The following is a 25723-nucleotide window of genomic DNA, read 5'->3' as shown; positions in this document are numbered from 1 at the left end:
AAATTTTGTGCGTTTATCGCACGATTATGCGCGAATTAAACGCCAACCCTGCGTTAATAGATTGTTAAAAAAGACAATTTTTCTGGCAGCATGGGTTCCGTTATCGGCAAAGGATTGTGAGCGGGATCGGGCGGATTTGAGCGGGCGAGAACAGGCAGAAAAGCGGTCTGAGCAGGATAGCGGGCCAGCGAAACTGGCCCATTAACGTCTTACCGCATGGCGGTCAGCCGCACGGGAGCATTGGCCGCGCCAAAGCCACGATAGCCGCCACGTCGTTCCAGCAGCTCAAAGAAGAAGCGGCCCTTTTCATAGGGAAGCGTATAGACGTGCAGCAGCTCCCCGCCCTGTTCGTCCCGATCGTACAGCACATCGTAACGCTGCAGCTGCGCCAGAAAATCGGCGTCGAGATCGAAACGCGCCATCAGGTCCTGATAATAGTTATCGGGAATGTGCAAGGTTTTCAGCCCACGTTCGCGCGCGGCCTTTACCGCACTGAACAGATCGTCACAGCCAAAGGCGACGTGCTGCAAACCTGCGCCCTGATAGGTCGTTAAAGCGCGGGCTATCTGGGTTTCCCGACTGACAGACATGTTTAGCGGCAGGCGAATCGCATCGTTGGGGCTTCGCAACACGCGGCTACGTACCAGCCCCAGCGGATCGGGCAGTTCCCACTCGGTATCCTGCACAAAACCCGGCACGCTACGCAGGAACATAATCCAGTTATCGCGCGTATCATCCGGCAGGGCAATCGCCAGATGGTCGATGGTCTGCATCGCAGGCTGGGGCGCGGCGCGGTGCGTTAAGTGGAAGTCGCTGTGGTAGCCGTCCTGACCGGCAGGCTCATCTTCCACCAGATAAATCAGGCTGCCGTCAGGCGCACATAACGCCGGGATCTGGCGTTCATTGGGGCCGGTTTCCCCCTGCCAGATGGCGTAACCGTAATCCTGCGCGCGCGCGATCAGCTTATCGACCCCGCGAACCCGCCAGGCCACCGCACACAGCGAAATACCGTGCTGATGATAATACCCGCTGGCCTGGCTCTCCGGCTGCGCATTCAGAATCACATGCACCTTGCCGTTACGATACAGCGACACCTGCTTGGAGCGATGATCGCCCGCATGAACCAGGCCAAGCTGCGTCAGCCACTGTCCGAGTGCCAAAGCGTCGTTGTGGCTGACGGCAAACTCAATGAACTCCAGCGACAACAGCGGCGGCTGGGGCGCAGAGTGGAACAGCCCTTCCCCGGCCAGGGAGGCCAGCGCGCTCGGCAGCAGCGGCTGTCCGACCAGCCAGTCACGGGTTTGCTCCTCCAGCCACAGCAGCGATCGGTAACCATCCTGCGCGGTAGGCACCACCGGCGAGGCGCGGAATCCATCGTTGAAAATTTCCAGCGACCAGGCATCCCGGTAGCCATGCGCCGACAGTTGCGTCATAAACTGAGTCAGATTAAATTCGCCCTGGCCGGGAAAACAGCGGAAGTGGCGACTCCACGACAGCACATCCATTTTTAGCAGCGGTGCATCCGCCAGCTGTACGAACACAATTTTCTCCGTCGGGACCGCTTCCAGCCCGTCCAGGCTGTCGCCGCGCGACAGAATATGAAAACTGTCGAGCACGATCCCCAGCGCGGGATGGTTGACGGCCTTGACGCGGGCCCAGGCGTCGCGCCACAGGCTGACGTGTCGTCCCCAGGCCAGCGCCTCATAACCGAGAGTAATACCGTGCTCAGCCGCCAGCTCTGCCAGAGCGGTGAGATCGCTGACCTGTGTGGCGAAGTCGTCACTGCAGTCGGGTGAGACATTGCTGCAGACCAGCATCCGCTGACAGCCCAACTGTTGCATGACCTCAAACTTGCGCGCCGCGCGCGCCAGGTTTTGCGCCAGCCTGTCACGGGGGCCGCCTTCGAAGTCGCGGAAAGGTTGAAACAGCAAGATTTCCAGCCCGAGCGCTTCACACAGCTGGCGGATTTCCACGGGTGAGCCGGGATAATAGACCAGATCGTTATCGAAAATTTCAACGCCATCGAAGCCTGCGGCGGCAATTGCTCGCAGTTTTTCCGGCAGCGTGCCCGATACCGAGACCGTAGCGACAGAACGTTTCATTGTTGCCTCCTGATAAGCGGTCACGGGGTGACCTTAAAGCAGCCGGTCAGCAGCGAGGCATTCTGCTAACGGAGATTGGCAATTGTTATGAACCAGTTGGAACATTTCGTCAATGTGTAACTGGTCATGATTTTTGGTTATGACAAAGCCGACGATTTTTCACTTTTCTTTTACAAGTTGCACTTCCTACACTTCCCGCTCTGTACCGAAAATAATAAGGATGCCTGGATGAAAAATGACTGGCCCGCCCGCGAACTGGTTCATCGTGACTATCGTGATCACCCACCGGCGCTTGCGCCTTTGTATAAAACAAGTCTGCTGCGCTCGCCACGCAACGCGCTGATTTCTTTGCAGAATTCGCTATCCGAAATCACGGCACCGGTGTTCACCCAGCAGGAGCTCGGACCACGAGACAGTGACCTTATCCTCAATTACGCCAAAGAGGGTTTACCCATCGGCGAACGGATTATTGTGCATGGCTACGTGCGGGATGCATTTGGTCAGCCGGTGCGCAACGCGCTGGTTGAGGTATGGCAGGCCAATGCCGGGGGGCGCTATCGTCACAAAAAAGATCAGTATCTTGCGCCCATCGATCCAAATTTTGGCGGGTGCGGTCGCATGCTGACCGACGATAACGGCTACTACTGCTTCCGCACCATTAAGCCCGGTCCCTACCCGTGGCGGAATCAGGTGAGTGACTGGCGTCCGGCGCATATTCATTTCTCACTCTCTGGCGAAGCCTTTGCCCAGCGCCTGATTACCCAGATGTATTTCGAGGGCGATCCGCTGATCGGCCGCTGTCCCATTGTTCAGTCAGTCGGCAGCGAAGCGGCCGTGCGCACGCTGATTGCCGAGCTGGATACCCACTCTGCCGTGCCACTGGACTGCCTGGCCTACCGCTTTGACCTGGTCCTGCGCGGGCACCGCGCAACCTGGTTCGAAAACCGCACTCAGGGGGCGGCATCATGAAACGCTATCTTGCCGAAACGGCGTCACAAACCGCCGGACCTTATGTGCACATTGGTCTGGCGCCCCATGCGGCGGGCTTCGACATTTTTGAAAACAACTTCAGTGAGGTGCTGACCCAGCCGGAAACGCGCGGCGAGCGCATTGTGGTAGAAGGCTGCGTTTACGACGGTTCCGGCACGCCGGTGCGCGACGTGCTGATTGAAGTGTGGCAGGCGAATGCCGAAGGGCGTTACAACCATCCCGCCGATCGGCAGCACGATAAGCCGCTGGACCCGGCGTTTCGTGGCTGGGGACGGACCTGCTCCGACTTCGACAGCGGGATCTGGCGTATCAAAACGATCAAACCCGGTAGCGTGACCGGGCGCGACGGTCGCCCCATGGCGCCGCATCTTAACCTGTGGATTGTGGCGCGCGGCATTAACATCGGACTGAACACCCGGCTCTACTTCGCCGATGAACAGGCGGCAAATGACGCCGATCCGGTGCTGAATGTGATCGAATGGGAGAAGCGACGTCGCACCTTGCTGGCGCGGCGTGAACAGCGCGGCGACGAGACGGTCTACCGGTTCGATATCTGGCTGCAGGGTGAAAACGAAACCGTGTTCTTTGATGTCTGAACCTTAATCTGCCCACGACAATGTCCTTGCCGCTTCGGCGGCAAATTCATAACATGAGTCATGGATAGGGTTTCCCGGTTTAGTCAGCGCGTGCGCGTGCGCCATCTTCACGCTTTTGTGGCCACTGCACAGCAGGGGACGCTGGGGCGCGCCGCGCTCCATCTGGGGATTACCCAGCCCGCCCTGTCCAAGACCCTCAACGAACTCGAATACCTTGCCGGTGAGCCGCTGTTGCTGCGCAGCCGCCAGGGGACGGAACTCACCGCCAGCGGCACGCGATTCCTGCACGATGCCATCCGTATTCTTGATGCGCTGAATATTGTGGACCAGGTGATGCGTCCCGGCAGTGCGCCGCAGCCCGGACCGATGCACATTGGCGCACTGCCTACCGCCATTGTCAGCGTGGTGGCGCCGGTACTAGCTGGCCTGCAGCAGCACTATCCGGGCTGGCGCATTCAGGTCAGCACGCTGGCGAATGATGCGTTGCTGATGGGGATAAAATCAGGGCAGATGGCGCTGGGGATTGGGCGCATGGCCGAACCCGTATTGATGGATGGCCTGAACTTCGAGCTGCTGTATCTGGAAACCCTGCGTCTGGTTGTGGCCCCACATCATCCTCTGCTGCATGCTGGCGTAACGCTGGCTGAAGCCCTGAGCTGGCCGCTGATCCTGTCTCCACGCGGCACGGTGCCGCGCCAGAATGCCGAATCGCTGATGACAAGCCATGGCCTGAGATTACCGGATGGCGCAGTGGAAACCCTGTCAACCACGCTGGCGCGCCGTCTGACGCTGAGTCACGGCTACGTCTGGCTGGTGCCCTACGGCGCGGTGCGCGACGACCTGACCAGCAACCAGCTACGCACGTTGCCGCTTCCCAGCCAGGGGATGGCTGAGGCGGTCGGCATCCTGACCCGCCAGCAGCACGCGCCACCACCCGAGCAGCTGCAGCTGGTGGCGGCCTTGCGGCAACGGGTGCTGGACGTGCCTGTCTGACAGCGCAGTTTACTGGGCGCTGTCCTGCTCATCGAAAACGCTCTGCGCCAGATGGAACGCGGCGTTGGATGCTGGCAGGCCGCAGTAGAGCGCAGCGTGCATCAGCAACTCTTTGATTTCATCCCGGCTGACGCCGTTATTGAACGCGGCCCGCAGGTGCATCTTCAGCTCCGCTTCGCGGTTGAGCGCAATCAGCATGCCGATGGTGATCAGGCTGCGCGTGTGGCGAGTCAGGCCGGGACGGGTCCAGATCTCGCCCCAGGCGTAGCGGCTGATAAAGTTCTGGAATTCGTCATTCAGCGGCGACAGGTTTTCGAGCGTACGCTCAACGTGGGCGTCGCCGAGCACCGCCCGGCGTACGGTCATGCCCTGCTGGTAGCGCTGCTGCTGGGTCAGCTGTGCGTCAATAAAAGGCTGCAGCGCGCGGTTAAACGCCAGCCAGACCTCGACGCTGGACAAGTGCGAGGCGGGCAGCACGACACGCTGCGCGCCTGGGATCTGTTCAGCCATGCTGTCTGCATCGGCCAGGGTCGTAACCCTGTCGTCACGCCCGGCAATCACCAGCACGGGTAATGAAATCGCCGCCAGTTCGTGGCGCAAATCGGCTGTCGCCAGGGCTTCACAACAGTCAGCGTAGCTGTCGGCGTCACAGGCGCTGAGCTGGGATACCAGATGGTTTACCGTCGCAGGCGCACGTTCACAGAAGGCCGGGGTAAACCAGCGTGCCGCCGCGCCCTCTGCAATGGCGGCCATGCCGAACTGACGAGCCTGCGCGGCCCGCTCTCGCCAGGCGGCCGACTCGCCGATCTTTGCCGCGCTGTTGGCGATCGTGAGCGTGATCAGGCGTTGCGGATGAAAACGCGCCAGCCAGAGTCCGGTCAGCCCGCCCATTGAAATGCCGCAGAAGTGCACCCTGTCGATGCCCAGTTGGTCCAGCAGCGACAGGACCGCCATCCCCAGCTGTTCCAGCGAGCGGGTTTGTCCGTTCGGTGCCGAAGCACCGTGGCCGGGAACGTCGTAACGCAAAAGGCGATACGTCCCTATCAGCGCATCACGCTGCGGCTGCCACATCTCGGACGTTGTGCCTAAGGAGTTACTGAATAAAATCACCGGGGCATCGTCTGGCCCCTCAAGTACGTAATGCAGCATCATGTGGCCCTCGCAGCCGCTAAAACCTGGTGAATAAAGCGTGACGCGCTGCCCGTGGCGTTCGCCGGATCGAGCAGCCTCTCCAGTTCGGGCCGACCCAGGTGCGCGGCAACGGTTTCATCCGCGCACAGGACGGTCAGCAAACGCTGCTGCGTCGCCAGCGCCCGACGGCAGCACTGTTCAATATGATGATGGGCCTGCTGCCGTCCCAGCGCGTCTGCCAGCGCCAGCGTGACCGCTTCCGCCATGATGAGCCCCTGTGTCAGGCCGAGATTGCGTTGCATGGCTTCTTCATGGACTTCCAGTCCGTCGATCAGTTCTGTGCTGTGCACCAGCGCCGCGCCGCTGAGCATAATCAGCTGCGGCAGGCTCTGCCACTCGGCCTGCCAGCCGCCCAGCGCACGCTCGTGCTCCTGAACCTGACCGGCATACAGACCTGACATCAGGGCCGGCACCCGGTTGGCCGCGCTGAGAATCGCCGCGCAGAGTACCGGATTCCGTTTGTGCGGCATGGTAGAAGATCCCCCGCGCCCCGGCGCCAGGGGTTCACTGACTTCGCCGACTTCGCTCTGCATCAGAAGCGACATGTCCCGGGCCAGCTTGCCCAGCGTACCGGTAAGACCGGCATACCAGCCCGCCAGCTCGGTGATTCTGTCGCGCTGTGCATGCCAGGGCGTAGCGCTTCGCGGCAGCGCCAGCACATCAGACAACGCCTGCTCGACGCGTTCGCCCTTTTCCCCCAGGGACGCCAGCGTGCCCGCCGCCCCGCCAAACTGCAGCGCCAGCACCCGCGGTCGCATGGCCGTCAGTCGCGCACGAAAACGCACCAGCGCATCCAGCGTGCCCGCCAGCTTCAGGCCTAACGTCACCGGCAGCGCGTGCTGCAGCCAGGTCCGGCCGACCATCAGCGTCGTGCTGTGCCGCTCGCACTGAATCGTCAGGGCGGCAATCAGCCGATCCAGCAGCGAAGCCGTGTCGTTAAGCGCAGTGCGCAGTTGCAGCATCAGTCCGCTGTCGATGGCATCCTGACTGGTTGCGCCCCAGTGCACATAGCGCGCGGCCTCGGGCGACGTCGCCGCAACCACGGCAGTGAGCTGTTTAACCAGCGGAATCGCCAGGTTGCCCGCCAGGCCCGCCGCCTGCGTCAGCGCCGCCGTATCGATCGCCTGCGCCTGGCAACAGGCCTGAATACAGTGAGCGGCGGCGTGATCGATCACGCCTGCCGTGGCCAGCGCCTGTGCCAGCCCGGCTTCGAAATCCAGCATTCCCTGTAACAACGCCGTATCGCTAAAGCAGTCGTCAAGGGGAGAGGCCATAAACATGGCGCGGTAAAGAGACATTGGTTATACCCGTTCCAGAATGAGTGCGATGCCTTGCCCCACGCCCACGCACATGGTGCACAGCGCGTAACGGCCGCCCGTGCGCCGCAGCTGATACGCTGCGGTCATGGCCAGCCTGCCGCCTGACGCGCCCAGCGGATGTCCCAGCGCAATCGCGCCGCCGTTGGGATTCACATGGGCAGCATCATCGGCCAGTCCCAGTGCGCGCGTCACCGCCAGCGCCTGGGCAGCGAAAGCCTCATTTAATTCGATCACGTCCATTTGCGCCAGCGTCAGGCCACTCTGAGCCAGCACTTTACGCACGGCAGGCACCGGACCATAGCCCATAATACGCGGCTCCACGCCACAGGCCGCCATCGCCACAATCCGCACCAGCGGTGTCAGTCCATGTTCTGCCGCCGCGCGCTCGCTTGCCAGCAGCAAGGCGCAGGCCCCATCGTTAATGCCCGATGCGTTACCCGCCGTCACGCTGCCGTCCGGGCTTACCACGCCTTTCAGGCCTGCCAGCGCCGCGAGCGAGGTGCTGCGCGGATGCTCGTCACAGGTGACGTTCAGGGCTTCGCCTTTGCGCTGCGGGATGCTCACCGCCATCAGTTCGTCACTAAACAGCCCCATTTCCTGCGCCCGGGCGGTACGCAACTGACTACGTAGGGCAAAAGCATCCTGATCGGCGCGGCTGATAGCGAAATCACGCGCTACGTTTTCTGCCGTTTCCGGCATGGTTTCGACACCAAAGCGAGCGCGCATCTGCGGGTTGATGAAGCGCCATCCCATCGTCGTGTCTTCCATTTTCAGGGAACGGCTAAACGCGCTGTCTGCTTTGCCGGTCACAAAGGGCGCGCGCGACATGCTCTCCACGCCGCCCGCTATCATTATTTCGGCCTCACCGCATTTGATCGCCCGGGCCGCCGTGCCGATGGCATCCAGCCCCGAGCCGCACAAACGGTTGAGCGTGGTGCCCGGCACGCTGGACGGCAGCCCGGCCAGTAACAGCGCCATGCGCGCCACGTTACGGTTGTCTTCTCCCGCCTGATTTGCGCAGCCGTAAATCACATCGTCAATAGCCTGCGCCACCGAAGCCGGCTGGCGGGCTAACAGCGCCGCTAAGGGTAAAGCAGCCAGATCGTCAGCACGCAGGCTGGCAAGCGCGCCCGCGTAACGGCCAAAGGGCGTACGGAGTGCATCGCAGATAAACGCCTGTTGCATCAGCTTCTCCTCAGGCGGTAGCCAGTTCAGGTTGCAATAAACGCACCGGCGTTAACGCCTGCAGCGCATCAAAACTCAGCCCGGGGCAGCACTCCACCACCAGCGGGCCCTGTGGGGTAATATCGATCACGGCCATATCGGTATAGAGGCGACTGACGCAGCCCAGACCGGTAAGCGGATAGCTGCACTGTTTGACCAGCTTGCACTCCCCTTTTTTGGTCAGGTAATCCATCATCACATAGACTTTGCGCGCGCCGATGGCGAGATCCATCGCCCCGCCTACGGCAGGAATCGCGTCCTGCGCGCCGGTGCTCCAGTTAGCCAGATCGCCGCCGACAGACACCTGATAAGCCCCCATCACGCAGATATCCAGATGCCCGCCGCGCATCATGGCAAACGAGTCGCCGTGGTGGAAAAAACAGCCGCCAGGCAGCAGCGTTACCTGCTCTTTCCCGGCATTGATCAGCTCAGGATCCTCCTCTCCGGCGACGGGAGCGGGCCCCATGCCGAGGAGCCCATTCTCGCTGTGCAGGAAGATCTCTTTATCTGCAGGCAGATAGTTGGCAATGCGGGTGGGCAGGCCGATGCCCAGATTGACGTAGGCGCCCTCAGGAATATCGCGCGCCACGCGCTGTGCAAGTTGGTCTCGGGTGAGTTTTTGCATAGCCTACTCCTCAGGCGGAAAGGGTCAGGGTTACGGGATTAGCCACGGCCACCAGCCGCTGCACAAAAATGCCCGGCGTGACGACGTTTTCAGGATCGAGCTGGCCGAGCGGCACCAGTTCTGCCACCTGCGCAATCGTGGTCGTAGCGGCCATCGCCATCACCGGACCAAAATTTCGTGCCGCTTTGCGGTAAACAAGGTTGCCCCAGCGGTCGCCCTGATGCGCTTTGATCAGGGCAAAATCAGCCTTGAGCGGCTTTTCAAATACGTAATGACGACCGTCGATTTCACGGGTTTCTTTGCCCTCCGCCAGCGGTGTACCAAAGGCGGTTGGCGTGAAAATCCCCCCCAGCCCGCTCCCTGCCGCCTGCATTCTGGCGGCAAGGTTGCCCTGCGGCACCAGCTCCAGTGCAATTTCTCCCCGGCGATAGCGTTCGTCGAACACCCAGGAATCGACCTGGCGGGGAAAAGAGCAAATCATCTTCTCAACACAGCCGGCCTTCAGCAGCGCGGCCAGGCCACTTTCGCCGTTGCCCGCGTTGTTGCTGATCACCGTCAGCCCACGCACGCCATGGTCAATCAGCGCATCAATCAGCTCCAGGGGCTGGCCTGCGGGTCCAAATCCGCCAATCATGATGCTGGCCCCGTCCGGTATCACCGCAACGGCCTCTGCCAGCGTTGCCACACTTTTATCGATCATCTGCTCTTCCTTTCGCCCGGCACAGGCCGGCTTGTCGTGAATAGCCAAAAAGTAGATCGCTCTGTGACAGCAAACAATACCGATAATCGAAATAGTGTGCGATTATCGGTCATTGACGGGATAAAACAGGACATTGTGATCGCGCACACAGGCGTGCGCGCATCAAGCCACTGACAGGAGAAAACCATGACGGATGAACAACAACGACTGCGCGGTAACAGCGATCCCTGGAAAGGCGATCCCAATTTTATGGCCTCCCTGGCGCGGGGACTGGAAGTGCTACAGGCGTTTACGCCACAGCGCCGCCTGATGTCCGTGTCGCAAATCAGTCAGCGTACGGGCATTCCCCGTGCGGCCGTGCGGCGCTGTCTGTATACGCTGAGCAAGCTGGGGTTTGTGTATGCGGAGGATGGCAAAAACTTTGAACTGCGTCCGCGCGTGCTCTCTCTCGGCCACAACTGGTTAGGCGCAACGCCACTTGCCAGCGCCTCGCAGCCGGTTTTGCGTCAGCTCAGCCAGACGCTGAACGAGTCCTGTTCGATGGCGGTACTGGACGGGGACGACATTCTCTACATCGCCCGTGCGTCGGCATCGCGCATTATGACGATTGACCTGCACATCGGCAGCCGCCTGCCTGCCAGCACCACCTCCATGGGAAGAGTGCTGTTAAGCGGCCTGGCCAGTGAACCGCTTAACGATTACCTGGCGCGCTTGACCCAGCTGCGTTACACCAGTCATACGCTGGTAAGCAGCAGCGCGCTGCGTGAAGAACTGGCGCGCGTCAGGCAGCAGGGCTACGCCATTAACGATCAGGAACTGGAAATCGGGCTGCGATCTCTCGCCGTGCCGCTCAGCGCGCCGGGGGGCCGAATAGTGGCCGCGCTCAACGTGGGCGTGCATGCCGGGCAGGTTTCTGCCGATACGCTGCGCCAGCACCATTTGCCGCTGCTGCAGGAAGCGGCCCGTGAAATCTCCCTGCTGCTGCGTCAATAATCTGTTTTGCCCCTCAACGTCGCTGCAAAATTCGTGGTAACGTGAAGGCTGAGTTGCAAGCGGCAAAGTAGAGAGTTATGACCACGAAAAAAATTGATACCACCCTCGTCAGCGCTGGACGCAACAAGCGTTATACCCAAGGCTCGGTGAATGCGGTCATTCAGCGAGCCTCTTCACTGGTTTTCGATAGCGTTGCAGAGAAAAAACGGGCCACCGCAGGACGCGCGAAAGGCGAACTGTTTTACGGCCGTCGCGGCACCCTGACGCATTTCGCCTTGCAGGATGCCATGACGGAGCTGGAAGGCGGCGCGGGCTGTGTTCTCTATCCTTGCGGCGCGGCAGCCGTCTCCAATGCCATCCTCGCGTTTGTCGAAGCGGGCGACCACATTTTAATGAGCGGCGCCGTTTACGAACCGACTCAGGACTTCTGCACAAAAATACTCAGCAAGCTCCAGGTCTCGACCACCTGGTTTGATCACTGTATTGGTCACGACATCGCCGCGCTGGTTCAGCCTAACACCCGCGTGGTTTTCCTGGAATCTCCTGCCTCCATCACCATGGAAGTGCAGGACGTGCCGGCTATCGTTGCGGCGATACGCGCTAAAGCGCCAGACGCCATCATTATGATCGACAACACCTGGGCGGCAGGCGTGCTGTTCAGCCCGCTGGCCCTGGGCGTGGATATTTCTATTCAGGCTGGAACGAAATACCTGATCGGCCACAGTGACGCCATGATTGGCACCGCTGTCGCCAACGCCCGCTGCTGGGACCAACTGCGCGAAAACAGCTACCTGATGGGCCAGATGGTGGATGCCGATACGGCTTACATGGCAAGCCGTGGCTTACGTACGCTGGGCGTGCGCCTGCGCCAGCATGAAGAGAGTGCGCTGCAGGTCGCAGAGTGGCTTTCTGCGCGCCCTGAAGTGGCGCGGGTTAACCATCCGGCGCTGCCCTCGTGCCGCGGGCATGCATTCTGGCAGCGTGACTTCACCGGCAGCAGCGGTTTATTTTCATTCGTGCTGCGGCAAAAACTGAGCCGTGAACAGCTGGCGAATTATCTCGACCATTTTCATCACTTCAGCATGGCTTATTCCTGGGGCGGATATGAGTCACTGATTTTAGCCAACCAGCCCGAAGAGTTAGCGGCCATTCGTCCGGCCGGTGGCGTTGACTTTGAGGGGACGCTGATACGGCTCCACATTGGTCTTGAGCATGTCGATGACCTGCTGGTCGATCTTGAGGCAGGCTTTGATCGCCTGACGCGCTAAAATAGTAAACATGATATAAACCAGGCGCCGACCGTCGTGATATTACACCCGGTCATGGCTGGTTAGCTGTTAACATTCGATCTATAAAAAAGTGTTCAGTCAGCAGAAGAACCGCAACATTTTACCCCTTCACCGCGCAATGCTGTGGTGGGAAGTAAGAGGTCAGCCAGGTCTGAACAGAACAATTGAGTTTCATTTTGACGTAATGGGATAGCTAATGGGTGTTTTACACGAGATTGTGCACGCGCTTTGGCATCAGGACTTTGCCGCGCTGGCCAATCCAGAAGTGGTCTGGATCGTTTACAGCGTAATGTTTATGACGCTATTCCTGGAAAATGGTTTGTTACCTGCCTCTTTTTTGCCTGGCGACAGCCTCTTGCTACTGGCCGGTGCCATGGTGGCTAAAGGCGTGATGGACTTTTTCCCGACGCTGGTGATACTCACGGTCGCCGCCAGTCTGGGCTGCTGGCTGAGTTATCTGCAGGGGCGCTGGCTGGGCAACACGAAGCTGGTGAAGAGCTGGCTGATGCAGCTGCCGGCGCAATATCATCAACGCGCCTGGAATATGTTCAACCGCCATGGTCTGATGGCGCTTCTGGTTGGCCGCTTCCTGGCGTTTATTCGTACCCTGTTGCCTACCATGGCGGGCATTTCCGGACTGTCTAATGCCCGTTTCCAGCTGTTTAACTGGCTCAGCGGCCTGCTCTGGGTCGGCATCGTGGTCACGCTGGGTTACGGTATCAGCCAGGTGCCCTTTATCAAACGTCATGAAGATCAGGTCATGGCGATCCTGATGATACTGCCGATGGTGTTACTGGTGGTCGGCCTGGTCGGCAGCGTCATCGTGATCTGGAAAAAACGTCGCCAGAAACACGCCTGACAGCGGGTTGCGTCAGGCGGGCGGTTCGGCCACCGTCTGGCGCACCCGATTCACTTCCTCTCCCGGCGTCACGCCAAAATAGCGTTTAAACTCACGCGAAAATTGCGACGGACTTTCATAGCCAACCCGCACGGCCGCCACGCTGGCTTTCAGGCCATCGTGCAACATTAGCAACCGCGCCTGATGCAGACGATAACGTTTAAGGTACTGTAACGGCGACGTCTGCGTGACGGCCTTAAAGTTATGGTGAAACGCCGACACGCTCATGTTCACTTCCGCCGCCAGCGCATCCACGCTGAGGTTATCGGCATAGTGATTCTCAATGCGGCGCAGCGCGCGGGCGATCTGGCTGAACTGCGTCTGCCGACTCACCAGCGAGAGCAGCGCGCCGCCTATCGGCCCGGTCAGCACGTAATAAATAATCTCCCGCACAATATGCGGCCCCAGCACGCGCGCATCGCGCGGCTGCGTCATCACATCCAGCAGGCGTTCTGCGGCACACAACATGGGCTCGGTTAACCAGCCGGAGTGAATACCGGAGGTGAGCGGCTGTGGCTGAAACCCTTCGTCGTCACCTATATCCATCAGCAGATCCTGCAGACTGGCCGTGTCCACGCGTAAACACATTCCGGCCAACGGCTGCTCCGGTGAGGCCCAGGTTTCGCATTCGACCGGCAAGGGCACGGTCAGCATTAAATATTTTGTGGCGTCGTACTGAAAAACCGTACTGCCGAGATAGCCGGTTTTACCGCCCTGAAACAGAATGACGATGCCCGGCTGATACATGATGGGCGTGCGCGGACGATACTGATCGGCGTAGATCAGAGAAACGTTTTCTACCGGACAGCGCTGGTGACGGCCATGTGTCATCAGCGTGACCACCTGCTGAGCCAGACGTTGGCACAATGCGTCGTGAGGCATAATCACTCCAGAAAATAAAACAGCAGTTTGCCGCGCGCCTGGTTAATTCGCCAGCAAAATGGAGAATCAGGCAAGAAGTTTACAGGATCAGGCAGGGTTATCCTGTGCGGTTCACAGGCAGCCTGAAAATTGTTAGCTAGACTTAAGCACAGCGAGGATTCACTGGTTTACTGCAAATGTAAGGAGCATGTTATGGCAGACCAACCCATTATCAAACTGCACGATGGTAACATGATGCCGCAACTGGGACTTGGCGTGTGGCAAGCCAGCGTCGAAGATGCCCGTCATGCCGTGCTGAAAGCGCTGGAGGTCGGCTATCGCTCAATTGATACCGCCGCCGCGTATAAAAATGAAGAAGCCATAGGTCAGGCGCTACAGGAAACGGAGGTCGCGCGTGACGATATCTTTGTCACGACCAAGCTGTGGAACAGCGACCAGCAAAACGTTCAGCAGGCGCTGGAAACCAGCCTGGAAAAACTCAAGCTGGATCAGGTTGACCTCTATCTGATGCACTGGCCGTGTCCTGAGAATGATCACTACGTTGAAGCCTGGAAACACATGATCGCACTGCAGCAGCAGGGCCTGGTGAAGAGCATCGGCGTGTGCAACTTTAATCAGCCGCACCTGAAGCGACTGCTGGAAGAGACGGGCGTGACTCCGGTCATCAACCAGATCGAGCTGCATCCCATGCTGCAACAGCGCACGCTCCATGCCTGGAACGCCATGCACCAGATTCAGACTGAATCCTGGAGTCCGCTGGCCCAGGGCGGTGAAGGCGTATTCGATCAGGACATCATCAAATCGCTGGCGAAAAAATACGGTAAAACCCCGGCGCAAATCGTCATCCGCTGGCACCTGGACAGCGGCCTGGTGGTGATCCCTAAATCCGTCACGCCTGCGCGCATTGAAGAAAATTTCAAGGTGTTTGATTTCCGTCTGGATAAGACAGAAATGAGCGAGATTGCGAAGCTGGACAGCGGTAATCGCCTGGGTCCTGACCCGGATACGTTCAACGGCTGACCATCGCCTGCCTCGACTTAACAAGAGAGTGGGTACGCATCGCCTCTCCCGGCTGGGGGAGGCTTTTTTTTATGGCTGCGCGGGAACGGGGAGTTTTAAGATTTTTTAAAATCTGTGTCAAAGGACATCATTGATGATCAGCCTGCGTCAGACGCATTCGTCTTCTCCGGCACAAGATGAGCGGCTCGCCAGCACATCGCCACATCCTGCGCCTCGTTAAGTCAAATCCCCCCTCTAAAACCTTGCCCTATCCGCCAGCAATACGGTTATCTGTGCCGTTTAAAAACGGGCTTAGCCTGCTGGTGGCCCCGTTCCCTGTTAGCGCGACACGCTTTGCAACACACCGCCGGGCTGACTGACTGTGCCGGTCTGATAACTGGGGTGATAATGATTAACGTTATGATCTTTTAGCCTGGCTCTGCTGCCTGCCCGCCCCCGTTCAAGGGATCGCGGCATTAAGGCGCAGTGAAGTAAAGCGTAACGTTATCAACCCAGGAGCCTGTCATGTCGGTTATCAATACCAATATCCTGTCATTGATCGTTCAGAATGACCTTTTCCTTTCGCAAAACGCGATGTCGACGGCCATTGAACGCCTCTCTTCCGGACTCCGCATTAACAGCGCTAAAGATGATGCTGCCGGGATGGCGATAGCTAACCGTCTGACCTCAAGGATCAACGGAATGACGGTTGCCACCCGAAACGCCGGTGAGGGTATTTCGCTGTCACAAACCGCTGAGGGCGCGCTCGATGAAATAAACAACAACCTGCAACGTATACGCGACCTCACGGTACAGGCACAAAATGGAAGCAACTCCGCTGCGGATATCGACTCGATTCAGACCGAAGTGAACCAGCGCATGGAGGAAATTAACCGCATTACGGCGCAAACGGATTTCAATGGCATTAAGGTGCTGAATACCGGATCGGGTGCGACCGAGTATCGCTTTCAGGTCGGTGCGGAAGACGGTGAAACCATCAGCATCGATATTGACTCGAGTGACCGGTACAACCTGCTAAAAGCGGGAACAACCGGCACCACGCTCAACGTCCGGCAAATGACATCAGGTGACACCGTTAACGGGGCCGCACGTACGGTTGCCGCAGAGGGTTTTGACGTTCTGAAAGGCGCAGTGACTGGCGGAGCGAACGGGACAGCGACGGGGAACTCGCCTCTGACTGATATTGACCGGGCGATTCAGTTCGTTGACACGCAACGCAGCATGATGGGGGCAGACCAGAACCGCTTTCAGTCAGCTATCACCAACCTGGGGAGCATGGTAACCAACCTCACTGCCGCACGGAGCCGGATAGAGGATGTTGATTACGCGACAGAAGTATCGGCGCTGTCACAGGCGCAGATTTTACAGCAGGCCGGCGTAGCGATGCTGGCTCAGGCCAACCAGATGCCCCAACTGATGCTGCAGCTTCTTCGGTTTTAATCTCCGAAGGGCACGGGCAGGAGAGGCTCTCCTGCCCTGTTGAAGCACGAGTGCCGCTAAGACAGCGTAGGTTGCGTCAGCAGCTGACCTGCCGTGCCGCGATCCGCCAGTTCCAGCGTCTGGCTGTGATAGACAAACGGAAAATGCTCAGAAGAACTTTGCGTAAAGCTCACCAGAAGCTCTACGTCTCCGTCCACCCAGACCGTGTCCTTCCAGCCGCGATCTTCGCCCATGGGCTGAGCGCCGTTTACGCTCTTAATCAGGAACATGACGCCCTGGATGTGGAAAGATTGCGGACGATCGGCGCGAATAATCCAGCGTTCGAACGTGCCCTGCTGTGCGGTAGAATCAATGCGGTTCATATCCCAGACGGCACCATTGATGCCCGGCAGGCTGTCGCCAATGCGGAACTCACGCGTACGTACCGAGGCGCCATCCAGAATCTGATCGGCCAGCAAACGCATCGGCAGGTTATCCGTCACCAGCGGCAGCAGGCCGGTAGGCCGCAGCGTCAGCACCAGCGTTGAGGTCAGGATCGTGGAGGGCTCAAAGAAACCGCGCAAACGATCCATAATGCCCGCCGCCGTGCCTGCCGTGATGGAGACTTCATCCCCTTGCGACATATCCACTAAGACTTCACGCCGTTCGCCCGGCGCCAGAGTTAAGCGCTGTACGGCGACGGGTGACGGCAGAAAGCCCTGATCGCTGGCAATCACCGTGAAGGGCCGGTTGTCACTGAGGCTCAGTTCATAACGCCGCGCATTGGAGGCGTTGAGTAACCGCAGACGGACCCAGCCACGTGATACCTCGACAAAAGGGTTACGCACACCGTTAACCAGCAGCGTATCGCCGAGAAAACCGCCGTCGCCCGGTGGGTCATAAACCGGCGTGGCAAAGTTATCCAGCCGTTTATCCTGAATAATCAGGGGGAAATCATCCACGCCATAGTGTTTCGGCAAAGGTAGCTGCTTGCTGATGTCATCCTCAATCAACCACATGCCCGCCAGGCCGTTGTACACGTGCGGGGCCATGCGATTTGGCGTGTTGGCGTGATACCAACAGGTCGCGGCACTCTGGCGAATCGGTAAAACCGGCGCCCAGTCGACCCCGGCTGACATCATGCGCGGCGCGCCGCCCATCAGTGCGCCCGGCACCTGCAGGCCGCTGACCGTCATTGAAACGGGTTCATTGAGGCGGTTGCTGTAAATCAGTTTGACATCATCACCGCTGTACACGCGCACCGTGGGGCCGAGGTACATGCCGTTGATGCCCCAGACCGGGACTTTATTGTTATCGCCGTTAAACGACCAGTGGCTGCGCTGCAGGGTCAGAAACAGCGGCTGACCGCGGCGAGATTCCAGTAGCGGCGGGACAGGCAGGGGCGTATCACCGCCCGCAGAAGCGGCACGCGCCGCATGAGGCACAAGCGCGGCACTGAGCGCCGCACCGGCAGAAAGCTGGATAAACTGACGTCTGCTGAAAGACATTGAATTTCAGACCTTTTACGCGTGGCGCTGAACCGCCAACTCTGTTTTTATTGCTGTCATTGCTGTGCTGCGTGCACGGCGAGCAACGTCATGCTGACTCGCCGTGGGGCATCCATGCAGAATAGTCCGATAAAGGGCTTATCGGTTAGATTTTACCGTTTTTTTCGCGTTCTTCGACTTCGGCGTTCAGCTCTTCCAGCTTGGCCGCCATCAATTCCCGGCAGTGAGTCGCCAGCTTGCGCACCGAAGAGGATTCAAATTGTTTCACGTCCACCGGCGGCAGCATTTCCACAATCACCAGTCCGTTTTTCAGGCGGTTGAGGTTAATCTTGCCGTGAGTATTCGATACCACAATCGGAATGATCGGCACGCCTGCGGCAACGGCGGCATGAAATGCCCCGGTTTTAAAGGGTAACAACCCACGACCACGGCTGCGCGTGCCCTCCGGGAACATCCAGAAGGAGATGCGTTTTTTATTAAACTGATCCACCAGCTCACCGATCGTCCCGTGTGCTTTGGCGCGGTTGTCACGATCGATCAGCAGGTTGCCGGTCAGCCAGTAAAGCTGACCAAAAAAAGGTATCCACAACAGGCTTTTTTTACCGACGGTGACCGTTGTTGGCTGCACAATCTTGGCTGCGGTGACCATATCGTAGTTGTTCTGGTGGTTAGCGATGTAAATCGCGTTGCCGTAGTTATCCGCGCCTTCGGGGCGACGAAGCTCAACTTTAAGCCCAAACAGCGTCGATAATTTGCCAAACAGGTGACCAAAGGTCGCAACGTGGCGCGGATTACGTGGCGAGAACAGGCACCAGATACAGCCAAAAAAACTCAGCAATATTGAATAAATCACTACGATAATAGTGCGTAATATCAGTAACATACTTTCCTCAATGTGACACGGCTGGCCGGGGCCAGCCGGGTGAATTACGCGTCGCTGTCCGCGCTGCCGGGACGTGCCGGCGCATCCAGTTCGACCCGATCAATTTTTTGCAGGCCGCGCGGCAGCAGTGTGCCACGACGGCCGCGATCGGCACGGAACTTCTGCAACTCTTCACTGCGTAACAGCAGCTTGCGTTTGCCAACGTGCAGCGTAATCGCACTGCCCGGTGGCAGGATCATCAGCCAGGCCAGTTTATCCGCTCCCGACGCGGCATCCGCCGACGGAATCGAGATAATCTTGTTGCCCTTGCCCTTTGACATCTGCGGCAGTTCGCCGACCGGGAACATCAACATCCTGCCCGCCTGCGTAATGGCCAGCAGCATGTCATCTTCGTGATGAACAGCCATGGGCGTCATCACGCGGGCATTTTCAGGCAGCGTCAGCAGCGCTTTACCCGCACGGTTGCGCGAAATCAGATCGTTGAAGGTACAGATGAAACCGTATCCGGCATCAGACGCCATCAGCAAACGCTGCTCTTCCGGCTCCATCAGCACCTGCTCCATAACGGCACCCGGCGGTGGCGTCAGCTTACCGGTCAGCGGCTCGCCCTGCCCGCGTGCCGACGGCAGCGAGGTGGGATCCAGCGTATAGCTGCGTCCGGTGGAATCGATAAAGGCCACAGGTTGGTTACTCTTGCCGCGCGCCGCCGCCAGATAGCTGTCGCCCGCTTTGTAGCTCAGCCCTGCCGGGTCGATGTCATGTCCTTTAGCACTGCGCACCCAGCCCATCTGCGACAGCACAATGGTGACAGGCTCGGACGGCACCAGCTCGGTTTCACTCAGCGCTTTCGCTTCTTCACGCTCACGCAGCGGTGAACGGCGGTCGTCGCCAAAATTGTTGCTGTCTGCCTGCAGCTCTTTTTTCAGCAGCGTATTCATTTTGCGTTCGGACGCCAGAATCGCCTGCAGCTGATCGCGCTCTTTTTCCAGCTCGCTCTGCTCGCCGCGAATCTTCATCTCTTCCAGCTTGGCCAAATGACGCAGCTTGAGTTCAAGGATCGCTTCAGCCTGGGTTTCGCTAATGTCAAAGCGCGACATCAGTACCGGTTTCGGCTCGTCCTCGGTACGGATGATATGAATCACTTCATCAATATTGAGGAACGCCACCAGCAAACCGTCAAGGATATGCAAACGGCGCAGCACGCGATCTAAACGGTAGTTCAGACGGCGGCGCACGGTGTCACGACGGAACACTAACCATTCAGACAGGATCTCCAGCAGGTTTTTCACCGCCGGACGGTTATCCAGGCCGATCATATTGAGGTTGATGCGGTAGCTTTTTTCCAGATCGGTGGTGGCGAACAGGTGGTTCATGACCTGCTCAAGATCGACGCGATTGGATCGCGGCACGATCACCAGCCGGGTGGGGTTTTCATGATCGGATTCGTCACGAAGATCCTCTACCATCGGCAGCTTTTTGTTGCGCATCTGGTTGGCGATCTGCTCCAGCACGCGCGCGCCGGATACCTGATGCGGCAGCGCGGTAATCACCACTTCGCCGTCTTCTTTTTTCCACACCGCGCGCTGACGCACCGAACCGCGTCCGTTCTGATAGATTTTGCGAATCTCGTCACGAGGCGTGATGATCTCGGCTTCAGTCGGGAAATCCGGGCCCTGCACGATTTCCAGCAGCGCATCCAGGCTGGTTTTCGGATCGTCAATCAGGGCGATAGCGGCCTGCGCCACTTCACGCAGGTTGTGCGGCGGAATATCCGTTGCCATGCCCACCGCAATGCCGGTGGTGCCGTTCAGCAGGATGTTCGGCAGCCGCGCCGGCAGCATCTTGGGCTCCTGCATCGTGCCGTCAAAGTTCGGCACCCAGTCAGCCGTGCCCTGCCCCAGCTCGCCCAGCAGCACTTCGGCATACTTTGACAGGCGCGACTCGGTGTAACGCATGGCGGCGAAAGATTTAGGATCGTCCGGCGCGCCCCAGTTTCCCTGACCATCGACCAGCGGATAGCGGTAGGAGAACGGCTGTGCCATCAGCACCATGGCTTCATAGCAGGCGCTGTCGCCATGAGGATGGTATTTACCCAGCACGTCACCGACGGTACGGGCGGATTTTTTAAATTTGGCGGTGGCGTTCAGCCCCAGCTCTGACATGGCATAGACAATGCGGCGCTGCACGGGCTTTAAACCGTCGCCAATATAAGGCAGCGCGCGGTCCATGATGACGTACATGGAGTAATTTAAGTACGCATTCTCAGTAAACGTATGCAGGGCAAGACGCTCTGCACCATCCTGCGTCAATTCGCTCATTAAGTCCTCATCCTCACATCGTGACCCGCAACGGCGGATCACCCGGCGGTTGTTTGGCGAGGATAGTACCTTATTCGTGGGTGTTAGTCACAGGCCAGACGCAGTCAGGCCTGGGGTTTTTTCCCGGTTGACCGATCGCGGAAAATCCGCCTCAGGACAAAATGCCGAATGTCTTATTTCTAATAGTTTGTGACCGCGCTCGCAATTAATTACCGGCGACGTTATAGCGTATTAATCATGTCCCGTTTCGGGGACAACATTTAGTATTGTTGATTCGCCTTCCACGCCCTACATTCAATTTTAACGCTGTTACACACTTTTATTTTTTTCCAGGTTGGATTTAACGAATTGCCACTTAAGCACCGCTAACGAAATAATAGACAGGTGACTGAATGCAGAATCTGACTTCACGACAACACCGGTTACTGAAATTACTGCTGCAGGCGGGTACGCCGCTGGCTTTAACGCAATTAGCCCAGCAGTTAACCGTTTCTGAAAAAAGTATTTATCGCGATTTGCAAAGCCTGGAAATCTGGCTGGGCGCCTGGCAGGCGCAGTTGATCAAGCTGCCCGGTCGCAGCGTGATACTGCAAACCGAGGATATCGCGCAACGCCTGCGATTACAGCAGCATCTGGCCAGTGAAGAGAACTGGTCTGAAGGTTTAAGCAACAATGCACGCCGGGTGAAAATTCTGTCACAGCTGCTGAGGGATGCGCCGCGTGAAACCTCCATCAGTAAGTTATCTGAACGCTATTTCATTAGTCACGCTTCTATCGTCAACGATTTAAAGGTCATTGAAGAGTGGCTACAACCGCTGGCGCTGGCGCTGGTCAGAAGTCAGAGCGGTACGCATGTCGAAGGCAGTGAGCAGGCATTACGTCAGGCGATGGTATCGCTGATTAACGATGTTATGCAGCATAACGGTGGCAGTAACACGGCGCTACCGCGGCTGGACCCGAGCAGTTACCAGGCGCTGATCCACTATTTTGGCGAGGAGGATGTGGCGTTTGTGCAGACCTTACTGCAGCAGATGGAGCAGCAGCTTGGCTATCCTCTGAGCGATGCGTACTACATCAATCTGTCCACCCACATCCTGATTATGATCCACCGCATGTCGCAGGGTAAGGCTTTATCTCTGCCCTTAGCGCTGAGCGCTCAGGAAATGGATAATCGCATTCTGAAGATTGCCCGCCAAATGGTGCGACAGGTTGAACAACGTTTAGACCAGTCAGTGCCGGCGGATGAAGTCGGATTTATTTATCAGTATATTATTTCGTCGGGCATTGTAGTTGAAGAACGCGGCAGCGATATGTTGCCGCAATATCAATTATCGAATGAAGCGTCGCGTAATATTACGGTTGAATTAATTCGCTGCTTCTCAGAACTGATTCAACAGGACCTCACTGCCGATCCTTTATTATTTGAAGGTTTACTTTTCCATATTAAGCCATTACTTAACCGGCTGAAATATCATATTAGCATTCGTAATCCATTGCTCGATGATATTAAAACGGAGCTGAGTGAAATTTTTACGCTGACTCAGCGGGCCATGCAGCTTACCGCCGCGCGTTTTCATTACGGGTCGATTGCGGACGACGAAGTGGGCTATTTATGTGTCCATTTTCAGGCCGCGCTGGAACGGCAAATCGCCCATAAACGCATTTTGCTGGTCTGTTCCAGCGGCGTCGGCACCTCGCATCTCCTGAAGAGCCGTATTCTGCGCGCGTTCCCGGACTGGATTATTGCGGGCGTCATTTCGGCCAGTAACCTCGGCGATTTTTGCCAACAGGAGCCGGTTGATCTGGTGATCTCGACTATTCACCTCGACACCTCGCTGTTTCCTACCGTGTATGTGACCGCGTTTTTCAATGACGACGATATTCGCCGTGTGACTGACGCCATGATTGGCAGCCAACTGCCGAAGGCCGTTAACAGCGCCCTGGCAGAACATTAACTGAATGAGGTCTGACTGATGGATATTTCTCGCATTCTTACGCCACGCCGCGTCAATCTCAACCTGCAAGCCAGCAGTAAAGAGGAGGCCATCATTGAACTGACCGATTTGCTGTTCAGTGACGGTGCGATTAGCGATAAACAGGCCTTTATCAAGGATGTCTGGCTACGCGAGGCAGAGGGTTCGACAGGGTTTGAAAATCACATTGCCATTCCCCACGGGAAATCGTCAGCCGTGAAACAGACCACGTTAGCCATTGGGCGCAGCCAGCAGGATATTCCCTGGGAAACGCTGGATGGCAGCCAGGTGCGCTGCATCATCCTGTTTGCCGTTCGCCTTGAAGATCAAAATACCCCCCATATTCGCCTGCTGTCCCAGGTGGCCAGTGCGCTGGCCGATGATGAGGTGATTGCGCAGTTGCTGGTGGAAAACGACCCCAGCGAAATCATTCGGCTGTTCAGTCAGTACGCCGAAACCGACCTCTGTTAATCCTACACGTCCGAGGTAGACCATGAACATTGTCTGTGTTGCCGCCTGCACGGCGGGTATCGCGCATACCTACATTGCGCGCGAAAAACTGATCAAGGGAGCCCATGCCCTTGGTCACACCATCCACGTGGAAACGCAGGGCACCATTGGTACTGAAAACGCCCTCGATACGGAAACCATCGCCGCCGCCGATGTCGTCATTCTGGCGGTGGATGTCAAGATCAACGGTGAGGAACGCTTTCGCGGCAAACCGATCGTCAGGGTGAAAACTGAAGTGGTGATCAAGTCGCCGATTAAGTTTCTGGAAAAAGTGGCGGATTCACTGGCGCGTGCCTGAGGAGATCCACAATGAACGATAACAAAAGACAGTACGGACAGGAGATCAAAGGTCATCTGTTGACGGGGATCTCCTGGATGATCCCGCTGATTGTCGCCGCCGGGATCTGCATCGCGCTGGGCCAGGTCATCGGTGGTCCGGACGTAGGCAAACATCCCGGCACGATTGCCTGGATGCTAAACCAGATGGGCGGCTGGGGCATGGGATTGATCGTGCCGTTGATTAGCGCCGCCATCGCCTACTCGATTGCCGACAGGCCGGGCTTTGCGCCTGGCTTAATCGTGGGCTTTATCTGCGGCCAGATCGGCACGGGTTTTATCGGCGGCATCCTTGGCGGCTTCCTGGTGGGTTATACGGTGATTCTGTTGCGTCGCAGCATTCGGCTGCCGCAGTCGATGCAGGGCCTGATGCCGATCATGGTGTTACCGGTGCTGAGCACCATTATCGCCGGGCTTTTGATGATGACCTTCATCGGCCAGCCCATCGTCTGGTTGCAGAAGGCGCTGATTGCGCTGTTGGAATCCATGCAGGGCGGTTCGAAGTTCGTTATGGGCGCCATTCTGGGGGCGATGGCCACCTTCGACTTTGGCGGGCCGGTCAATAAAACCATGTCGCTGTTCGCGGATGGCATGCTGGTCGACGGTATTTACGGACCGGAAGCGGTCAAATTTGTCGGTTCGATGATCCCGCCCTTTGGTATCACCCTTTCCTGGCTGTTAACCCGCCATAAGTACACCCGCGCGGAAAAAGAGGCGCTGAAGGCGGCCTTTCCCATGGGGATCTGCATGATCACTGAAGGTGTGATCCCGATTGCCGCCCGCGATCTGCTTCGTGTCGTCGGCAGCTGTGTGGTGGCTTCCGCCGTCGCCGGCGGGCTGATTATGGTCTGGGGCGTCGAAGCGCCCGTGCCTCACGGCGGCATGTTCGTGGTGCCTCTCTTCACCAAACCCTGGCTGTTCTGCCTGGCGCTCGGTATCGGCAGCACGATCTGTGGCGTGATGCTATCGCTGCTGAAAAAGCCGGTGACCGAAGCCGACGAAGAGTTTGACGACGTGGAAGACCACAGCGTTCGCGACGACGACATTAAATTCACACTGGAATAAGGAGTGCGTATGTACGCGGCAATGAACGACCTGATCGCACGGGCTGCCCGTAATCAGTATGCGGTACTGGCCATCAACTGTTTCAATCTGGAGAGCGCACGTGCGGCAGTGAAGGCGGCGGAGGAGCAACGCGCGCCCCTGATCCTGAATGTTTATCAGGGGCACAGCCGCCATTTCCCGCCCGCTGTCGCCGTGCCCTTGGTTCAGGCGCTGGCAGCGAATGCCCGCGTGCCGATCGCGCTGGCGCTTGACCATGGAAAAGCCTTTCCGCTGATTGGACAGGCCTTTCGCGCCGGGTTTACCGGACTGATGATCGATGCCTCCTCCGAGCCGCTGGCAGAAAATATTCGCCAGACGGCAAAAGTGGTCGAGATGGCGCATACCGCCGGGGTTTGTGTGGAGGGCGAACTGGGGCATATCGCCGATGCCCCAACCTATGCGCTGGCAGACGCTGCGGTGAAAATGACCCAAGTGGCGGACGTGGTGCCCTTTCTGGAACAGACGGGCATCGATCTGTTAGCGGTGTCGGTTGGGACCGCGCACGGGCTCTATCCCGCTGGCGTCAAACCGCAAATCGACTTTCAGCGTCTGGCTGCGCTGCATGGGGTTTCGCCGGTTCCCCTGGCGCTGCACGGCGGCAGCGGCACGCCAGCCGACGATATTCGACGCGTCAGTCAGCACGGCGTCGCCAAGATTAACGTTGGCGCGGCGGTCTTTGATGCAGGCAAGCAGGCGCTCCATCAGGCGCTTAAGCAGCATCCCGCTGCTGAGCTGCCTGATCTGCTGGCGCTGATGGAGGCCGCCTGCTGCGAAGTCGTACATGACTATCTGAGCTGTTCCGGCTCCGCTAATCAGATCTGATTTTTTTCTGCTGTAACCCGGTGCGCGT

Annotated in this window: 23 protein-coding genes; 13 read left to right on the top strand and 10 right to left on the bottom strand. The window is 58.2% G+C overall.

The features are described 5' to 3' along the window. Positions 1-209 precede the first annotated feature (209 nt). Complete coding sequence (locus tag AAIE03_RS00305) at positions 210-2102, bottom strand: bifunctional sugar phosphate isomerase/epimerase/4-hydroxyphenylpyruvate dioxygenase family protein (protein WP_072139051.1); 1893 nt, start codon at positions 2100-2102, stop codon at positions 210-212. Positions 2103-2330: 228 nt separating this feature from the next. Here AAIE03_RS00305 and pcaH point away from each other — a divergent pair, with 228 nt between their 5' ends. Genes pcaH through AAIE03_RS00290 form a run of 3 tightly spaced genes read left to right on the top strand, consistent with a single transcriptional unit; the run spans position 2331 to position 4681 of the window. Next, entirely contained in the window at positions 2331-3071 is a 741-nt protein-coding gene (gene pcaH, locus AAIE03_RS00300; RefSeq protein ID WP_024471045.1) for a protocatechuate 3,4-dioxygenase subunit beta, read from the top strand. Beyond that, positions 3068-3688, top strand: a complete 621-nt coding sequence (gene pcaG, locus AAIE03_RS00295; RefSeq protein WP_013027214.1) for a protocatechuate 3,4-dioxygenase subunit alpha — start codon at positions 3068-3070, stop codon at positions 3686-3688. Before pcaH ends, pcaG begins: the two co-directional genes overlap by 4 nt. A gap of 60 nt (positions 3689-3748) precedes the next feature. Next, on the top strand, positions 3749-4681 hold the full coding sequence (locus AAIE03_RS00290; RefSeq protein ID WP_013027215.1) for a LysR substrate-binding domain-containing protein: 933 nt from the start codon (positions 3749-3751) through the stop codon (positions 4679-4681). A 9-nt stretch (positions 4682-4690) separates the two neighbouring features. On the opposite strand, the gene pcaDC is transcribed toward AAIE03_RS00290, so the two are convergent. Genes pcaDC through AAIE03_RS00265 form a run of 5 tightly spaced genes read right to left on the bottom strand, consistent with a single transcriptional unit; the run spans position 4691 to position 9740 of the window. Then, positions 4691-5830: a bifunctional 3-oxoadipate enol-lactonase/4-carboxymuconolactone decarboxylase PcaDC gene (gene pcaDC / locus AAIE03_RS00285; protein WP_444850749.1), complete on the bottom strand. Its 1140-nt coding sequence runs from the start codon at positions 5828-5830 to the stop codon at positions 4691-4693. Continuing rightward, entirely contained in the window at positions 5830-7170 is a 1341-nt protein-coding gene (locus AAIE03_RS00280) for a 3-carboxy-cis,cis-muconate cycloisomerase (RefSeq protein WP_200286791.1), read from the bottom strand. The genes pcaDC and AAIE03_RS00280 overlap by 1 nt, the downstream gene beginning before the upstream one ends. A 3-nt stretch (positions 7171-7173) precedes the next feature. Further along, the gene (gene pcaF, locus AAIE03_RS00275) at positions 7174-8376 is read right to left on the bottom strand and encodes a 3-oxoadipyl-CoA thiolase (protein WP_014594623.1); all 1203 of its coding nucleotides are present in this window, start codon (positions 8374-8376) and stop codon (positions 7174-7176) included. A gap of 10 nt (positions 8377-8386) precedes the next feature. Then, on the bottom strand, positions 8387-9040 hold the full coding sequence (locus tag AAIE03_RS00270; RefSeq protein ID WP_013027219.1) for a 3-oxoacid CoA-transferase subunit B: 654 nt from the start codon (positions 9038-9040) through the stop codon (positions 8387-8389). A 10-nt stretch (positions 9041-9050) separates the two neighbouring features. Then, a complete protein-coding gene (locus AAIE03_RS00265; RefSeq protein ID WP_014594624.1) occupies positions 9051-9740 on the bottom strand; it encodes a 3-oxoacid CoA-transferase subunit A in 690 nt (229 codons plus the stop codon). A 186-nt stretch (positions 9741-9926) separates the two neighbouring features. Here AAIE03_RS00265 and AAIE03_RS00260 point away from each other — a divergent pair, with 186 nt between their 5' ends. The 3 genes from AAIE03_RS00260 to AAIE03_RS00250 all read left to right on the top strand — a co-directional run bounded on the left by AAIE03_RS00260 (position 9927) and on the right by AAIE03_RS00250 (position 12881). Then, positions 9927-10733, top strand: coding sequence for an IclR family transcriptional regulator domain-containing protein (locus AAIE03_RS00260; RefSeq protein ID WP_013027221.1), 807 nt, complete (start codon positions 9927-9929; stop codon positions 10731-10733). A gap of 77 nt (positions 10734-10810) precedes the next feature. Further along, entirely contained in the window at positions 10811-12001 is a 1191-nt protein-coding gene (gene metC, locus AAIE03_RS00255; RefSeq protein ID WP_013027222.1) for a cystathionine beta-lyase, read from the top strand. 217 nt (positions 12002-12218) lie between these two features. Continuing rightward, entirely contained in the window at positions 12219-12881 is a 663-nt protein-coding gene (locus tag AAIE03_RS00250; protein WP_013027223.1) for a DedA family protein, read from the top strand. 12 nt (positions 12882-12893) lie between these two features. Here the strand turns inward: AAIE03_RS00250 and AAIE03_RS00245 are convergent, their stop codons facing one another. After that, the gene (locus AAIE03_RS00245) at positions 12894-13802 is read right to left on the bottom strand and encodes an AraC family transcriptional regulator (protein WP_014605038.1); all 909 of its coding nucleotides are present in this window, start codon (positions 13800-13802) and stop codon (positions 12894-12896) included. A gap of 192 nt (positions 13803-13994) precedes the next feature. Between AAIE03_RS00245 and dkgA the strand changes: the two genes are divergently transcribed. Next, complete coding sequence (gene dkgA / locus AAIE03_RS00240; protein ID WP_014594626.1) at positions 13995-14822, top strand: 2,5-didehydrogluconate reductase DkgA; 828 nt, start codon at positions 13995-13997, stop codon at positions 14820-14822. A 504-nt stretch (positions 14823-15326) separates the two neighbouring features. Further along, a complete protein-coding gene (locus tag AAIE03_RS00235; RefSeq protein ID WP_104933705.1) occupies positions 15327-16262 on the top strand; it encodes a flagellin N-terminal helical domain-containing protein in 936 nt (311 codons plus the stop codon). Between the two features lie 56 nt (positions 16263-16318). Here the strand turns inward: AAIE03_RS00235 and ftsP are convergent, their stop codons facing one another. From ftsP to parC, 3 genes are all read right to left on the bottom strand, one after another. Beyond that, a complete protein-coding gene (gene ftsP / locus AAIE03_RS00230; protein ID WP_013027227.1) occupies positions 16319-17749 on the bottom strand; it encodes a cell division protein FtsP in 1431 nt (476 codons plus the stop codon). Positions 17750-17894: 145 nt separating this feature from the next. Further along, the gene (locus AAIE03_RS00225; protein WP_014594628.1) at positions 17895-18632 is read right to left on the bottom strand and encodes a 1-acylglycerol-3-phosphate O-acyltransferase; all 738 of its coding nucleotides are present in this window, start codon (positions 18630-18632) and stop codon (positions 17895-17897) included. 44 nt (positions 18633-18676) lie between these two features. Then, positions 18677-20950, bottom strand: a complete 2274-nt coding sequence (parC, locus tag AAIE03_RS00220) for a DNA topoisomerase IV subunit A (protein WP_014605037.1) — start codon at positions 20948-20950, stop codon at positions 18677-18679. Between the two features lie 392 nt (positions 20951-21342). Here parC and AAIE03_RS00215 point away from each other — a divergent pair, with 392 nt between their 5' ends. From AAIE03_RS00215 to AAIE03_RS00195, 5 genes are read left to right on the top strand one after another with little or no spacing between them, the layout of a single operon-like run. Next, positions 21343-22905 (top strand): BglG family transcription antiterminator, encoded by a 1563-nt coding sequence (locus AAIE03_RS00215; protein ID WP_022623175.1) that lies wholly within the window; start codon positions 21343-21345, stop codon positions 22903-22905. Positions 22906-22923: 18 nt separating this feature from the next. Beyond that, the gene (locus AAIE03_RS00210; protein ID WP_014594631.1) at positions 22924-23394 is read left to right on the top strand and encodes a PTS sugar transporter subunit IIA; all 471 of its coding nucleotides are present in this window, start codon (positions 22924-22926) and stop codon (positions 23392-23394) included. A gap of 22 nt (positions 23395-23416) precedes the next feature. Further along, the gene (locus AAIE03_RS00205) at positions 23417-23731 is read left to right on the top strand and encodes a PTS fructose transporter subunit IIB (protein WP_013027232.1); all 315 of its coding nucleotides are present in this window, start codon (positions 23417-23419) and stop codon (positions 23729-23731) included. An 11-nt stretch (positions 23732-23742) separates the two neighbouring features. Beyond that, positions 23743-24834, top strand: a complete 1092-nt coding sequence (locus AAIE03_RS00200) for a PTS fructose transporter subunit IIC (protein WP_013027233.1) — start codon at positions 23743-23745, stop codon at positions 24832-24834. Between the two features lie 9 nt (positions 24835-24843). Next, complete coding sequence (locus AAIE03_RS00195) at positions 24844-25695, top strand: class II fructose-bisphosphate aldolase (protein ID WP_015699498.1); 852 nt, start codon at positions 24844-24846, stop codon at positions 25693-25695. Positions 25696-25723: the final 28 nt, after the last annotated feature.

It is taken from the genome of Pantoea sp. Ae19-2 (genome assembly GCF_059801205.1).
The sequence above is the reverse complement of the archived record's forward strand: the minus strand, read 5'-3'. Positions and strand labels throughout refer to the sequence as shown.

What these genes read in the sequence shown, in the direction of transcription:
- AAIE03_RS00195 (WP_015699498.1), top strand. Translation starts at nt 24,844, where the DNA reads ATGTACGCGGCAATGAACGACCTGATCGCACGGGCTGCCCGTAATCAG.
- AAIE03_RS00265 (WP_014594624.1), bottom strand. Translation starts at nt 9,740, where the DNA reads ATGATCGATAAAAGTGTGGCAACGCTGGCAGAGGCCGTTGCGGTGATA.
- parC (WP_014605037.1), bottom strand. Translation starts at nt 20,950, where the DNA reads ATGAGCGAATTGACGCAGGATGGTGCAGAGCGTCTTGCCCTGCATACG.
- dkgA (WP_014594626.1), top strand. Translation starts at nt 13,995, where the DNA reads ATGGCAGACCAACCCATTATCAAACTGCACGATGGTAACATGATGCCG.
- pcaG (WP_013027214.1), top strand. Translation starts at nt 3,068, where the DNA reads ATGAAACGCTATCTTGCCGAAACGGCGTCACAAACCGCCGGACCTTAT.
- AAIE03_RS00205 (WP_013027232.1), top strand. Translation starts at nt 23,417, where the DNA reads ATGAACATTGTCTGTGTTGCCGCCTGCACGGCGGGTATCGCGCATACC.
- AAIE03_RS00210 (WP_014594631.1), top strand. Translation starts at nt 22,924, where the DNA reads ATGGATATTTCTCGCATTCTTACGCCACGCCGCGTCAATCTCAACCTG.
- AAIE03_RS00245 (WP_014605038.1), bottom strand. Translation starts at nt 13,802, where the DNA reads ATGCCTCACGACGCATTGTGCCAACGTCTGGCTCAGCAGGTGGTCACG.
- AAIE03_RS00215 (WP_022623175.1), top strand. Translation starts at nt 21,343, where the DNA reads ATGCAGAATCTGACTTCACGACAACACCGGTTACTGAAATTACTGCTG.
- AAIE03_RS00250 (WP_013027223.1), top strand. Translation starts at nt 12,219, where the DNA reads ATGGGTGTTTTACACGAGATTGTGCACGCGCTTTGGCATCAGGACTTT.
- pcaDC (WP_444850749.1), bottom strand. Translation starts at nt 5,830, where the DNA reads ATGCTGCATTACGTACTTGAGGGGCCAGACGATGCCCCGGTGATTTTA.
- pcaH (WP_024471045.1), top strand. Translation starts at nt 2,331, where the DNA reads ATGAAAAATGACTGGCCCGCCCGCGAACTGGTTCATCGTGACTATCGT.
- AAIE03_RS00260 (WP_013027221.1), top strand. Translation starts at nt 9,927, where the DNA reads ATGACGGATGAACAACAACGACTGCGCGGTAACAGCGATCCCTGGAAA.
- AAIE03_RS00270 (WP_013027219.1), bottom strand. Translation starts at nt 9,040, where the DNA reads ATGCAAAAACTCACCCGAGACCAACTTGCACAGCGCGTGGCGCGCGAT.
- pcaF (WP_014594623.1), bottom strand. Translation starts at nt 8,376, where the DNA reads ATGCAACAGGCGTTTATCTGCGATGCACTCCGTACGCCCTTTGGCCGT.
- AAIE03_RS00225 (WP_014594628.1), bottom strand. Translation starts at nt 18,632, where the DNA reads ATGTTACTGATATTACGCACTATTATCGTAGTGATTTATTCAATATTG.
- metC (WP_013027222.1), top strand. Translation starts at nt 10,811, where the DNA reads ATGACCACGAAAAAAATTGATACCACCCTCGTCAGCGCTGGACGCAAC.
- AAIE03_RS00200 (WP_013027233.1), top strand. Translation starts at nt 23,743, where the DNA reads ATGAACGATAACAAAAGACAGTACGGACAGGAGATCAAAGGTCATCTG.
- AAIE03_RS00280 (WP_200286791.1), bottom strand. Translation starts at nt 7,170, where the DNA reads ATGTCTCTTTACCGCGCCATGTTTATGGCCTCTCCCCTTGACGACTGC.
- AAIE03_RS00235 (WP_104933705.1), top strand. Translation starts at nt 15,327, where the DNA reads ATGTCGGTTATCAATACCAATATCCTGTCATTGATCGTTCAGAATGAC.
- AAIE03_RS00305 (WP_072139051.1), bottom strand. Translation starts at nt 2,102, where the DNA reads ATGAAACGTTCTGTCGCTACGGTCTCGGTATCGGGCACGCTGCCGGAA.
- AAIE03_RS00290 (WP_013027215.1), top strand. Translation starts at nt 3,749, where the DNA reads ATGGATAGGGTTTCCCGGTTTAGTCAGCGCGTGCGCGTGCGCCATCTT.
- ftsP (WP_013027227.1), bottom strand. Translation starts at nt 17,749, where the DNA reads ATGTCTTTCAGCAGACGTCAGTTTATCCAGCTTTCTGCCGGTGCGGCG.